The following is a 12,562-nucleotide window of genomic DNA, read 5'->3' on the forward strand; positions in this document are numbered from 1 at the left end:
TTAAAAAACATATAACCCCAATGAAAAAAATAGGAATTTTATTTGGTCAGGAACGCTCATTTCCGCAGGCATTTATAGATAGGGTAAACCAAAAGGCAGTGAAGGGCATTACTGCAGAATTCGTCAAGATAGACAAAGTCTTTCAGGCCGAGGTGCCCCAGTATGCGGTAATTATAGATCGCATTTCGCAAGATGTTCCTTTTTATCGTGCCTATTTAAAAAATGCCGCTATGGGTGGAACAGCGGTGATCAATAACCCCTTTTGGTGGAGCGCCGATGAAAAATTTTTCAATAATGCATTGGCAGAAAATATTGGTGTTCCCGTACCTAAAACGGCTTTGATCCCATCAAGGGAACATCCAGATGACACCAACGAGCATTCTTTCAGCAACTTGGTGATGCCATTCGATTGGGATTCCATATTTGAATATACAGGTTTCCCTGCCTACATGAAGCCTTTCGATGGCGGTGGTTGGAAAGAAGTCTATAAACTGCACAACAAGGAAGAGTTCTTTGAAAAGCACAGCGAGACTAAGCAAACCGTAATGATGCTCCAGGAAGAAATTATTTTCGACGAATATTTCAGGTGCTATTGTATAGGAGGCAAACATGTACGTATTATGCAGTATGAACCCCGTAACCCACACCATTTGCGCTATGTAGTTGATGGGCCAAAACCAAGCGAAAAGCTATTGAAAACCATTGAGGATTATACCTTAAAACTTAACCAATATTTGGGCTACGACTTCAATACGGTCGAGTTTGCTGTTCGAGATGGCGTTCCTATTGCGATCGACTTTTGCAATCCAGCCCCAGATGCAAGCTTAGAAAGTGTGGGCGCAGAAAACTTTGAATGGGTAGTAGAAACTGCGGCCAACTATGCCATTGAAAAAGCGAAAAAACAAGTGTTTGGACAAGATAATTTAACTTGGGGAAATTACATAAAAAGTAGCGCCACGGGTACAGCACTAATTCAGAAAGCCAAAAAGGCCACTACAGCTAAAAAAGTTGCTGATAAGCCTAAGGCAACAAAAACCACAGTCAAGCAAACAACAACCAAATAAAAGCTATAAACCCATCTATTTATGAATGATTTTACATTAGGCATAGAAGAAGAATACATGATTGTAGATCCCGTAACAAGGGAACTCACTTCTCATGACCAAAAAATTGTAGAAGCTGCCCAAAAAATCCATAAAGACCAGGTGAAGGCAGAAATGCATCAGGCCGTAGTTGAAGTAGGCACAGGCATTTGTAGAAACACAGAACAGGCAAGATCTGAAATTTCCCAATTGCGCTATACGGTTTCACAATTGGCGGGAGAACAGGGATTGCGCATAGGGGCCTCAGGCACACATCCATTTTCCCATTGGGAAAAACAACTCATTACAGAACATCCCCGTTATAATGAAATTGTAAACGAATTACAGGAAGCAGCAAGGTCCAATCTTATCTTTGGCCTTCATGTGCATGTCGGATTTCAATCAAGGGAACTGGCCGTACACATCGCCAATCAGGTACGCTATTTCCTTCCTCATGTTTTTGCACTTTCTACCAATTCACCATTTTGGGAAGGGAGAAACACAGGTTACAAATCGTTTCGCACCAAAGTTTTCGATAAGTTTCCCCGAACGGGCATTCCAGATATCTTCAATAGCATAGAAGATTATGACAATTATGTAAAATTGCTCATCAAGACCAACTGCATCGACAATGCAAAGAAAATTTGGTGGGATATCCGCGTCCATCCCTTTTTTGAAACCATTGAGTTTAGGGTATGCGATTGCCCCATGCTTATTGACGAAACCATGGCTTTTACAGCCATATTTCAGGCATTATGCGCCAAACTATATAAGCTAAGGCTGCAAAACCTCAATTTCATTTCTTACTCCAGGGCATTGATTAATGAAAACAAATGGAGGGCCGCCCGTTATGGCATTGATGGAAACTTAATAGACTTTGGTAAAGAAATGGAAGTAAATTGCCGAAATTTGATCCTTGAACTGCTAGACTTCATTGATGACGTAGTTGATGATTTGGGCAGCAGGGACGAAATTGAATATGTGCATAAAATTTTGGCAAATGGTACAGGTGCAGATAGGCAACTCGCCGTTTATGAACAGACCAAGAGTTTCGAATCTGTAGTAGACTACATTACTACACAAACACTAATCGGTGCGAAATAGCATGAGTGATCAGAACCCTATAAAAGTTGCCATTATCGACATGAATAATGGTTCTCCAAATCAGGGCATGAGGGGAATACAAGAAATATTAAACCGGTACAGGCTATCCCATCAGTTAAACCTGACCTTTGATATATTTGATCTTAGACAAAAAGGAGAACTCCCAGACCTGGACTATCACATTTATATTTCTAGTGGCGGCCCTGGAAGTCCATTTGACGGGGAAGGTCTGGAATGGGAGAATAGCTTTTTCAATCTATTGGATAAAATCGAAGCATTTAACTTACAGAATGAAGATAAAAAGCACGTTTTCCTAATCTGCCACTCTTTTCAGCTGGCCTGTAGAAAATACGGGTTGGGCAAGGTGGTACAGCGAAAATCAAATGCATTTGGTATTTTCCCGATCACACTCACAGATATGGGACAAGAGGAAAGCGTATTCGCCGGACTTCATAACCCCTTCTTCTCTGTAGACAGTAGAGATTGGCAGGTTGTACAACCCGATCCTGCTGTTTTTGAACGAAAAGGCGCTAAGTTATTGGCCATAGAAAAAGAGCGCCCCCATGTTGACCTGGAACGATGTATGATGGCCATTCGTTTTTCTCCGTGCATTATTGGCACGCAATTCCATCCGGAAGCCGACCCCGTTGGGATGAAAATGTATTTATTGCTGGCCGAAAAGAAAGAATTGATCATTAAAAACCATGGAGAGGAAAAATATAATGACATGCTTAACAGCCTAGAAAATCCGGACAGGATCATGCTCACCCAAAGTATTATTTTACCTAATTTTTTAAATGAGGCCATCAATGCACAGCATATAGCTTGATCATTTTTGATACCCAAGCCTAAGGTTTATTTCAAAACTATGATAAAACAATATAGAGCAGCGTTTAATGCCAATTTCAGCACCAAAAAGTACCATCTGTTTTTGGCTCAGCTAGCGAATAGCTATCCTGAAATTACCTTTAGGGTTGCCGAATCCCCAATCTTTATTCCAAAAGAATTGAAAGATAAGTTGATCCATGCTGGCAATGAAATCATTTCACTGATCAAAAAAGCTGATTTTAAGGCGCTCACCCAAGCTTCCATTCCCAAAACCTGGAATGTGCCAAACGAAAATGCCCATCCGCATTTCCTTACTTTCGATTTTGGTCTCTGTAAAAACGAAGAAAATGAAGTAGAACCTATGCTCATCGAAATGCAGGGCTTTCCATCGCTGTACGGCTTTCAATCTCATTTGGCAAAAAACTACAAAACAGGCTATGCGCTAGAGGAAAAGCTTAGCCCTTACTTTAATGGACTTACAGAAGAAACCTACTTCGATCTCCTTAAACGGGTAATTGTGGGTAATCATTCGCCTAAACAGGTCGTTTTGATGGACATTGATGCACCTCATCAAAAAACAGCTATCGATTTCTTTGTGACTGCAAAAAAATTGGGCATTAAAATCTTATCCTTAACAGACATTAAAAAAGAAGGCCAAAAACTCTTTTATACCGAAGCAGGCGAGCGCATTCAGATTAAGCGGATTTACAACCGTTTAATATTTGATGAAATTGCCGAAAACACACAGATATTTGAACAGAGCTTTGATCCGAGAGCAACACTTGATATTGAATGGATTACACATCCTAATTGGTTCTATCGCATCAGCAAATACACCATACCTTTTCTAAAAAGCAAATTTGTACCCGAAACTAGATTTCTAAATCAAGTTGAGGCAGTTCCTTCAGACTTGGAAAATTATGTATTAAAGCCCCTGTTTTCATTTGCAGGTATGGGCGTGATTATTGATGTAAATGAAAGTGATATTACCGCCATAAAAGATCCTGAAAATTGGATTTTACAGCGAAAAGTAACCTACGAGCCTGTAGTACAGGCGCCAGATGGAGGTATAAAAGCGGAAATACGCTTGATGTACCTCTGGCCAGATGGCGAAGAGCCACAGCTTTGCATTAACTTAGCCAGGTTAAGTCGGGGTAAAATGATTGGCGTACGCTACAACGCAGATTTTGACTGGGTTGGTGGTACCGTTGGATTAATGGAGTAAATATTCCGCTTTTCGTCATGCTGAACTCGTTTCAGCATTTACTTTAAGAACCTACAATTTTACATTAATCTGAAACCCAGCCTCTAAATAATCCTAACTTTGCACTATGGATATTCAGTTCATACTCATGATCATCATTTTTCTAGCCGCATTATTTTATGTGGGACGGATGATCTACCGTGCTATTTCCCCCAAAAAGGGTTCCTGCGCTACTGGATGTGGCAAGTGCGCTGCTAGTTTCGATCAAATTCCCGATCTTAAGAAATAAATTAATGCTAGAAAAATTTCAGTCCTATCTTAAACAACGTTTAGCCATAACCGACGAACAGGCACAAGAAGCCACCAGTTGTTTACAGACCAAGCAATTTAAAAAGGGCAGTATTCTATTAAGACCTGGCGATTTAAGATCCGAAAACTACTTTATTAACGAAGGCTTGCTGCGTTGTTTTTCTATAGACGAAAAGGGCAAGGAACATATTATTCAGTTTGCTCCCGAAAATTGGATGATTTCGGAACGCAATAGCTCTGTTTTCAAAGAACCTTCCATATTTTTTATTGATGCCATAGAAAACACAGAGGCACTAATTGTACCAAGCCATTTTTTTGTAGACATCCAAAAGCTTGTTCCGCATATTCTAGAATTAAATATTCTGATGTTGCATAACTCCATCAGGTTTATGCAGAAAAGAATCAATATGTTATTAAGCGCTACGGCCGAGGAGCGCTATCTCGATTTCATTAAACTTTATCCCAACTTAACCCTCCGGGTACCACAATGGATGATTGCCTCTTATTTAGGTATCACACCAGAATCGCTTAGCCGTGTCCGTAAAGACCTGGCCAAAAAGCATTTTCGCTAAAACTGGTCAATTGTTTAAACCGTTGACTTGGTTAGCTGATCCCATCCAACTCAAAGAACAAATAAACTAAATCATTACTTAACATACATCAATAATAGTTGAACATAGCTGTGGTAATTTTGTTGTATAAGTTTACAACATAAAAATTAAATATTATGGCAACAACAAAATGGGCACTAGACCCAACCCACAGCGAACTACAATTTAAGGTTAAGCATTTAATGATTACTACCGTAACTGGAAGTATCAAATCTTTCAGTGCAGAATTAACTTCAGAAGGTGATGATTTTAGCAATGCGACCATTACCTTTTCTGGTGATATGAATTCTATCGATACTGGAAACACCGATAGAGATAACCACTTAAAAAGCGGAGATTTCTTTGAAGCTGAAAAATATCCAACCATCAATTTTAAATCTACTTCGGTTGAGAAAGATGGTAGTGATTACCTTGTAAAAGGAGATTTAACAATTAAAGATATCACCAAAGCCATAAAATTAAATGCGGAGTTTGGTGGGATTGCAACAGACCCTTGGGGAAATACCAAAGCTGGTTTTACCATAAGCGGCAAAATTAATCGTACAGAATTTGGCTTAACCTGGAATGCTGCTTTAGAAACCGGAGGTGTGATGGTTAGTGAAGAAGTGAAAATTTTGGGCGAGCTACAGTTTGTAAAACAAGCTTAACAGCCAATAAAAATAGAAAGGAGGCAAAAATGCCTACAACATTTAAACAGATTGCTGCGATCCTGAATCCGCCTGCTCCACATATGGTAGGAGATGGGTTCAGGGTACACAATTTTTTCCCAAGCGGATATAAGATCAACATGGATCCATTTTATCTGCTTGATTATAATGCAAAAATCGAGTTTTCGGCACGAAAACATCCCCGTGGCGTTGGTGTTCACCCGCACCGAGGTTTTGAAACCGTAACCATTGCTTATCATGGGGCAGTAGCACATCATGATAGCGCAGGCAATAGCGGAGTTATTAACCCAGGAGATATACAATGGATGACAGCGGCAAGTGGCATTCTTCACAAAGAATATCATGAAGAAAGGTACAGCCAAAAAGGTGGTCCATTTCAAATGGTACAGCTGTGGGTCAACTTACCCGCCAAATACAAAATGACTGCACCAAAATACCAAGCCATTGAACATGCTAATATTGCCACCTTCAAATTAGCTGAAGATAGTGGGGTGATAGAAGTAATTGCAGGAAATTATCAGAGTGTTAAGGGAAGTGCATTCACCTATACGCCTATAGAGCTGTACAATATCAGATTAAAGGCCAATGGTAAAGCTGTACTGAATACACCAGAGCATTATAACACGGCAATGATCGTCATTGAAGGTTCGATAACGATCAATGATACCGAAAAGATAGACACCAACCAAATGGTACATTTCAACCATACGGGCACTCAAATAGATATAGGGTCCAATGAAGAAGCCATTGTACTTTTTTTATCTGGAGCACCAATTAATGAACCTATAGCACAATATGGGCCATTCTTAATGAATAAACCAGAAGAGTTGGAACAAGCCATTGAAGATTATAACACCGGAAAGTTCGGTTATCTGGAAGAGTAAACCAGTTATGGTTATGAGTTGCAAATTATGGACGATGGAATTTAGACCACCTCTTAACCTGTAACTCATAACCTTTAACCAAGCTTCTCAATCAAACAAACGGCATAGGCCACTACACCTTCTTCCCTACCAATAAATCCCATCTGTTCATTCGTTGTGGCTTTGATCGAAATATCATCTATAGAAATACCAATAGCTTCTGCTATATTCTGTTGCATCTGAGGAATGTATGGGTTAATCTTGGGCGCCTCTAAACAAAGCATGGCATCTATGTTCCCCACTTCAAATCCTTTTTCTTTTAAAAGTTTCATGGTCTCTTGAAGTAAGATGATGCTGCTTATCCCTTTCCATTGCGGGTCCGTATTTTTAAAATGAAAGCCAATATCCCTTAAATTAGCTGCCCCCAAAAGGGCGTCGCAAATGGCATGTAGCAGTACATCAGCATCAGAATGTCCATAAGCTCCTTTGTAATGAGCCAAATCTACCCCTCCTACCACAAATGGGTGATTGTCCTTTAGCTGATGAACATCAAAGCCAAAGCCTATCTTAATTCGCATTATTTATTTCCCTACACGATCAAAGTTAAACAACAAACTAAATCTTAATGTATTTGCCAATGGGCTTTTTTGGGCATTCGCCAATAAATAAGACACATCAAGGTTAAAGATGTTATACTTTAGACCTGCTCCCAATGTAAAATACCTTCTATCTCCCTTTTCAGGTGTTTCATAGAAATATCCAGCCCTAACCGCAAATTGCTGGTTATACATATATTCAATACCAGTAGAGATGCTTACTTCCTTTAATTCTTCGCTAAAACCACCTGGGGCATCGGCAAAAGAGCCAAATATTCCAGAAGGAACAGAACGATTAGGATCCTTACCAGAGATAATATTTCCATTGGTATCCCTGATCGGTTGTGTGGGAACCATTAGTTTATTAAAATCAAGCGCAAAAGTGAACTGGTTATAATCGTCAATAATAAAAGTGGATGCACCACCAAGTTTCATATTGGCAGGTAGAAAAGGTTTCTCTGCTGTTTCTGCATAACTAACTTTTGTCCCTATATTAGAAAGATTTAAACCTGCAGAAAGGATAGCATCCTTACCGAACATAACAGTTGGTTTTTTAAAAAAAGCGGAAACATCTACAGCTAAAGCTGTACCTGCTTTTTGCTGACTTCCGCTCACCTGACCTGAAGTTAAATTAGAATAGATAAATCTGGCCGTTGTACCTAATGAAAAGCTCTCTCCAAATTTACGGGCATAGGTTGCATCGAAAGCAAGTTCATTCGGACTGAAAACGCCTTGCTGTATTTGATTTTCATCAATCAAATCAATTTGCCCTAAGGAGAAGTATCTTAATGAACTTCCGATCACTGTTCTATCGTCAATTTGATAGAAACCGCTTAAATAAGCTAAATTGATATCTGGCACCAAACTTTTAAGCCATGGACTATAAGAAAGAGCAAAACCATAGGGCTTATCTAAAAAAGCCAATTTCGAAGGATTAATACTCATTGCATTGCCATCGGGCATTACAGCTACTCCAGCTTCACCCATTGCCCCTGCCCTAGCATCGGGGGTAATTAACAGAAAGGGAACTCCTGGCTGAATACTGTTTGACTGGCTACCATTTGATTGTTGAGCAGAAAGTTTATTTCCAAAAAGTCCCAACATCAAACCAACCACTATAAATCCACTCAAGTAGTTTAATCTCATTTTATCATCTTTTATATTGCGCAATTTAGTATAGAGTTTGGTAATTTCAAAGTTTATCCCCTACGCTATTGTAATTGCAACTCAGAACGTAAAAACCCTCACAATATTGCGCCCCACAGTTAAAATCAACGATTTATCTATAAGCTTCCCCATTTTAGGCAACGAACAAAAAGAGTATTTTGTCCCAAACCGCCTATCAGAAAGGCAGTTCTGCACTCTTCTTCCTTTGATGAATAATTTCAGCTAATATTTTCAACCACACTCCAAAGAAACCAAAATTCTCACTTTGAGAAAAAAATTCCATAGTTTTGAAATAAAAAAAGATATCAACAATAATTAACAAGACGAAACGTTAAGTCTCTTTGAAAGAGACCTTTCAAACAGCAAAAACGATTGATTTTGGGCTATTGCTTTTATTTAATTAACGATAAATAAAAAAGATTTTTACCTGCTGATATTTTTTTTGTGTAATTTTAACTGCTAAAGTGCAATATGTACAATTTATGAAGAAAATTTACTTATATACATTGCTATCATTATTCGGTACTGGACTTATAAGTTCTTGTAGTTCAAGTAAGAAAGGGGGATCCGTTTCAGAAAAAACCGGCTATGCTTACAATAAAAGAGAAAACGGAGGTTTTGAGGTAGCAAAAAATTTTAAAAGGGGGCCTGGACCTGGCTTGGTCGAAATTGAGGGTGGAGAGTTTATAATGGGAGGTAGTGCCATTGACATTCCAGGTCAGGATTTGAGCAGCTATAACTATAAGAGAGAAGTTACCGTAACTTCATTTTATATGGATGAAACCGAAGTATCAAATACCGATTGGCTAGAATACCTACATTGGATCAAAACAACTTTTCCTCCTGCTGGAAGTGCTCAAAATGCAGAATATTATTATAGTGCATTACCCGATACGCTGGTATGGCGTAGACCTTTGTCATATAATGAGCCCTATGTAAATAATTATTTAAGACATCCAGCTTATCAGGATTACCCTGTAGTAGGTGTAAGTTGGGTACAGGCCAATGATTATTGTTCTTGGCGTACAGACAGGGTGAACGAGTTTCTTTTAAGAGAAAGAGGTTATATGACTTCTTTCAAAGACAAAGGTAAACCTGCCGGAAAAGGTACCACTACAGCAGCTCCTGCAAGCGGCGAACCTTTCAATACTGAAATCTACCTAAACGGTCAGATTAAGGATTTAGGCAAAAAAGCACCTCAAGATTTAAGCAAAGACGCAAAAGGAAAAGATAATAAAAGAAATGTTAGACTAGAAGATGGTGTAATTCTTCAGCCTTATCGCCTTCCAACTGAAGCAGAGTGGGAATATGCGGCATTAGGCTTAATAGGCAATACCCAATATGCAAACATCAACGAAAAGAAAATCTATCCTTGGAATGGCCTAGGCATTACTTCTCCGAAAAAATCAACGAGAGGAATGATATTGGCCAACTTTAAAAGGGGCAAGGGCGATTATATGGGGGTTGGAGGCTCTTTGAATGATAAAGGAAGTATTACCCAACCCGTTAGAAGCTTTGTTCCAAATGATTTTGGTTTATACAACATGGCCGGAAATGTGAACGAATGGGTAGCAGATGTTTACCGACCAGGTACATTTGAAGCTACGGAAGGATTAAATCCTTACAGGGGTAATGAATACCAAAATAAAGATAGAGACCCTCAAACAGGAGAGTTAAAGAAAGATCCTAATGGTAGAGGTACTCCAGTGATGAAACCTGCTATTTCTGGCGTTAAACAAACCTGGACTGAGTTACAAGCTGCCACCGTACCTGGTAATGGAAACTACAAACCCGATCAAAGAGGTTATAGAGATGAGCAAAACAATCTGGCTGGTGAAATTACCTTAGTCAATGACAAATCTAGGGTATATAAGGGCGGTTCTTGGGATGATCAGGCCATGTGGTTAAATCCTGCTGCAAGAAGGTTCTTACAAGAAGATGAATCAACCGCAGATATTGGTTTCCGCTGTGCCATGACCATGCTTGGGGCACCAGAGGTAAAATCTGCCGGTAAACCTCAATTCAAGAGTAAAGCTGCAAAACCATTTAAATCTAAATAAAAAAATAAGATTCCATAAAAAAAGCGCAGTGTTAACACTGCGCTTTTTTTATGGTCAAGAGAACCGAATTAACAACGTATTCTTTTCTATTTTATCCCCTTGTTTAACCTCTATACGCTGAACAAGCCCATCTGTTGGCGACTTTATGATATTTTCCATTTTCATGGCTTCCAATATAAGCAGGCTATCTCCCTTTTTTACCTCATCACCCTGCTTTACCAATATATTTAACACCAAACCAGGCATAGGGGCTTTTACCTGAAGCACCTTACTACCAGAAAGGTTGTCCATTCCCAACTGTTTCAGAAGCAGGTCTAATTGACTTCGAATAGCAACATGATAGGTGTTTCCATTTACTTTGATCTTAGCGGTTTTCTCAACCTTGTCAAGATCAACCAGCTCTAGCTTAAATGATCTATTCTGATACAGTATATGTCTTGTATTAACATCGATATCCAATTGATCAAATATGACTTCCTTATCATTTACCGTAATGAGGTCCCCAATGGTATTAATATCAAAATTATAGATTTCGTTTACCTTTACCTTATTCATATCAATTTGTTAAAGCATATTGTATTAAGTTGGCACCCATTTTAAGCGCATTACTTCTACTTTCTTGCGTGTCTGAAGGGTAAGTCCCAAAATCTTCCCATCCATTGCCAAGATCGCATTCATAAGTATAATAACACACTATCCTACCTTTATAGATCAAGGCAAAACCCTGCGGCCGCTTTCCATCATGTTCATGAATTTTAGGCAAACCATTGGGGAATTTATATTTTTGATTATAAATCTTATGGTTGGAGGGCAATTCTACAAAGCTAAGCTCAGGAAATACTTTTTTCATTTGCGGCCTAATAAACTTATCCAGTCCATAATTATCATCAATATGAAGAAAACCTCCATTCATAAGATATTTTCTCAAATTGGCTGCCTCCTGCTCGTTAAAAACAATATTCCCATGCCCAGTCATATACACAAAAGGATAACTGAACAATGCCGAACTTCCAACCTCGACAATGCCCTCATCAGGTGAAAAATTGGTGGAAAGATTCTGGTTACAGAAAGTGATCAAGTTAGGAAGCGCAGTTCTATTGGCATACCAATCTCCCCCTCCATTATACTTAAGTTTACCCATTTTATAAGTTGGCGCAGCACTGAAAGCTAAAAAGACAAAAGACAAAAGAATAAGTAGAAAACAATAAGGGCGAAACAGCCTCAAAAAGACAGTTTTATTTTTTCGTCTCATGAAAGCTCGCCTAATTTTTATGCTTTGTTCCTTGCTCATTACTCCTATTGATAAAATTGACTTCAAAACAGGCCGCCAAACCTGCCGTTTCGGTACGAAGTCGGGTATTACCTAAAGTTACTGGTTTATATCCGTTTTGCAAAGCAAGATCAATCTCTTTCGGCGAAAAATCGCCCTCTGGCCCAATCAAAACCAAGTAATTTTGAAAAGGAACAATCAACTGATCAATAAACTGCTTATGCTCATCATCTATACAATGTGCAATTAATCTATAGCCTTCAAATTCAGATTTCACAAAATCTGAATAGCTTATTGCACGATTTAATTTGGGATGATAAGCTGTTAATGATTGTTTAACGGCAGAAGTGATGACCCTTTCCAGTCTTTCTTCCTTAACTAACTTTCGTTCCGATCTATCACATATGATAGGGGTAATTTCATCGATACCAATTTCGGTAGCTTTTTCTAAAAACCACTCGAAACGATCGATATTCTTGGTTGGAGCAATAGCAAGATGTAAATAGTGGTTTCTCTTGCCATAACCAGTCTGTTTATTCGTAACCCTTAACTCAACTGCTTTTTTGGTGATTAAAATGATCTCTGCAGTATAAAACCCGCCAACGCCATCAATCAAATAAACCAAGTCGTTTACCTTTAGCCTAAGTACTTTACTACAATGGTTACTTTCTTCTTCATTTAAGGTATAAATCTTAGAATTAATATCGGGGGTGTAGAATAAATGCATCTTGGAGTTAAAAGTTTAGTATCTAAAGTTAAAAGCACATTTACAGTTAACCAAATTATCAACTAACCGATTA

General features: G+C 38.8%; 14 protein-coding genes. 9 read left to right on the top strand and 5 right to left on the bottom strand.

Going from position 1 to position 12,562, the window contains the following annotated elements; genetic code table 11:
• Positions 1-20: 20 nt before the first annotated feature.
• The 8 genes from JHD79_RS12745 (at position 21) to JHD79_RS12780 (ending at position 6,690) form a co-directional block, all read left to right on the top strand.
• A complete protein-coding gene (locus JHD79_RS12745) occupies positions 21-1,064 on the top strand; it encodes a RimK family alpha-L-glutamate ligase (RefSeq protein ID WP_199119622.1) in 1,044 nt (347 codons plus the stop codon).
• 21 nt (positions 1,065-1,085) lie between these two features.
• The gene (locus JHD79_RS12750) at positions 1,086-2,186 is read left to right on the top strand and encodes a carboxylate-amine ligase (RefSeq protein ID WP_199119623.1); all 1,101 of its coding nucleotides are present in this window, start codon (positions 1,086-1,088) and stop codon (positions 2,184-2,186) included.
• A gap of 1 nt (position 2,187) precedes the next feature.
• Positions 2,188-3,015 carry a type 1 glutamine amidotransferase gene (locus JHD79_RS12755; RefSeq protein ID WP_199119624.1) on the top strand — a complete coding sequence of 276 codons (828 nt, stop codon included), beginning with the start codon at positions 2,188-2,190 and terminating at the stop codon, positions 3,013-3,015.
• 39 nt (positions 3,016-3,054) lie between these two features.
• Positions 3,055-4,239 (top strand): hypothetical protein, encoded by a 1,185-nt coding sequence (locus JHD79_RS12760; protein WP_199119625.1) that lies wholly within the window; start codon positions 3,055-3,057, stop codon positions 4,237-4,239.
• Between the two features lie 127 nt (positions 4,240-4,366).
• Positions 4,367-4,507: a FeoB-associated Cys-rich membrane protein gene (locus JHD79_RS12765; RefSeq protein ID WP_233164690.1), complete on the top strand. Its 141-nt coding sequence runs from the start codon at positions 4,367-4,369 to the stop codon at positions 4,505-4,507.
• Positions 4,508-4,511: 4 nt separating this feature from the next.
• Positions 4,512-5,099, top strand: a complete 588-nt coding sequence (locus JHD79_RS12770) for a Crp/Fnr family transcriptional regulator (protein WP_199119627.1) — start codon at positions 4,512-4,514, stop codon at positions 5,097-5,099.
• Between the two features lie 155 nt (positions 5,100-5,254).
• Entirely contained in the window at positions 5,255-5,785 is a 531-nt protein-coding gene (locus JHD79_RS12775) for a YceI family protein (RefSeq protein ID WP_199119628.1), read from the top strand.
• A gap of 29 nt (positions 5,786-5,814) precedes the next feature.
• Entirely contained in the window at positions 5,815-6,690 is an 876-nt protein-coding gene (locus JHD79_RS12780) for a pirin family protein (protein ID WP_199119629.1), read from the top strand.
• 74 nt (positions 6,691-6,764) lie between these two features.
• Here JHD79_RS12780 and ispF read toward each other — a convergent pair whose 3' ends face one another.
• Both ispF and porV read right to left on the bottom strand, forming a co-directional pair.
• Positions 6,765-7,247 (bottom strand): 2-C-methyl-D-erythritol 2,4-cyclodiphosphate synthase, encoded by a 483-nt coding sequence (gene ispF, locus JHD79_RS12785; protein ID WP_199119630.1) that lies wholly within the window; start codon positions 7,245-7,247, stop codon positions 6,765-6,767.
• 3 nt (positions 7,248-7,250) lie between these two features.
• Positions 7,251-8,411: a type IX secretion system outer membrane channel protein PorV gene (porV, locus tag JHD79_RS12790; protein ID WP_199119631.1), complete on the bottom strand. Its 1,161-nt coding sequence runs from the start codon at positions 8,409-8,411 to the stop codon at positions 7,251-7,253.
• Positions 8,412-8,914: 503 nt separating this feature from the next.
• On the opposite strand from porV, the gene JHD79_RS12795 reads away from it, so the two are divergent.
• Positions 8,915-10,492 (top strand): SUMF1/EgtB/PvdO family nonheme iron enzyme, encoded by a 1,578-nt coding sequence (locus tag JHD79_RS12795; RefSeq protein WP_199119632.1) that lies wholly within the window; start codon positions 8,915-8,917, stop codon positions 10,490-10,492.
• Between the two features lie 54 nt (positions 10,493-10,546).
• Here JHD79_RS12795 and JHD79_RS12800 read toward each other — a convergent pair whose 3' ends face one another.
• From JHD79_RS12800 to JHD79_RS12810, 3 genes are all read right to left on the bottom strand, one after another.
• A complete protein-coding gene (locus tag JHD79_RS12800; RefSeq protein WP_199119633.1) occupies positions 10,547-11,047 on the bottom strand; it encodes an acetyl-CoA carboxylase biotin carboxyl carrier protein subunit in 501 nt (166 codons plus the stop codon).
• Between the two features lies 1 nt (position 11,048).
• A complete protein-coding gene (locus tag JHD79_RS12805) occupies positions 11,049-11,633 on the bottom strand; it encodes a DUF4159 domain-containing protein (RefSeq protein WP_233164687.1) in 585 nt (194 codons plus the stop codon).
• Between the two features lie 121 nt (positions 11,634-11,754).
• Positions 11,755-12,489, bottom strand: coding sequence for a 16S rRNA (uracil(1498)-N(3))-methyltransferase (locus JHD79_RS12810; protein ID WP_199119635.1), 735 nt, complete (start codon positions 12,487-12,489; stop codon positions 11,755-11,757).
• Positions 12,490-12,562: the final 73 nt, after the last annotated feature.

Origin of the sequence: Pedobacter sp. ASV28, assembly GCF_016428855.1 — a bacterium.
GTDB lineage: Bacteria > Bacteroidota > Bacteroidia > Sphingobacteriales > Sphingobacteriaceae > Pedobacter.

Coding starts and splice junctions, on each gene's coding strand:
- JHD79_RS12745 (WP_199119622.1), top strand. CDS start 21: ATGAAAAAAATAGGAATTTTATTTGGTCAGGAACGCTCATTTCCGCAG.
- JHD79_RS12750 (WP_199119623.1), top strand. CDS start 1,086: ATGAATGATTTTACATTAGGCATAGAAGAAGAATACATGATTGTAGAT.
- JHD79_RS12755 (WP_199119624.1), top strand. CDS start 2,188: ATGAGTGATCAGAACCCTATAAAAGTTGCCATTATCGACATGAATAAT.
- JHD79_RS12760 (WP_199119625.1), top strand. CDS start 3,055: ATGATAAAACAATATAGAGCAGCGTTTAATGCCAATTTCAGCACCAAA.
- JHD79_RS12765 (WP_233164690.1), top strand. CDS start 4,367: ATGATCATCATTTTTCTAGCCGCATTATTTTATGTGGGACGGATGATC.
- JHD79_RS12770 (WP_199119627.1), top strand. CDS start 4,512: ATGCTAGAAAAATTTCAGTCCTATCTTAAACAACGTTTAGCCATAACC.
- JHD79_RS12775 (WP_199119628.1), top strand. CDS start 5,255: ATGGCAACAACAAAATGGGCACTAGACCCAACCCACAGCGAACTACAA.
- JHD79_RS12780 (WP_199119629.1), top strand. CDS start 5,815: ATGCCTACAACATTTAAACAGATTGCTGCGATCCTGAATCCGCCTGCT.
- ispF (WP_199119630.1), bottom strand. CDS start 7,247: ATGCGAATTAAGATAGGCTTTGGCTTTGATGTTCATCAGCTAAAGGAC.
- porV (WP_199119631.1), bottom strand. CDS start 8,411: ATGAGATTAAACTACTTGAGTGGATTTATAGTGGTTGGTTTGATGTTG.
- JHD79_RS12795 (WP_199119632.1), top strand. CDS start 8,915: ATGAAGAAAATTTACTTATATACATTGCTATCATTATTCGGTACTGGA.
- JHD79_RS12800 (WP_199119633.1), bottom strand. CDS start 11,047: ATGAATAAGGTAAAGGTAAACGAAATCTATAATTTTGATATTAATACC.
- JHD79_RS12805 (WP_233164687.1), bottom strand. CDS start 11,633: ATGGGTAAACTTAAGTATAATGGAGGGGGAGATTGGTATGCCAATAGA.
- JHD79_RS12810 (WP_199119635.1), bottom strand. CDS start 12,489: ATGCATTTATTCTACACCCCCGATATTAATTCTAAGATTTATACCTTA.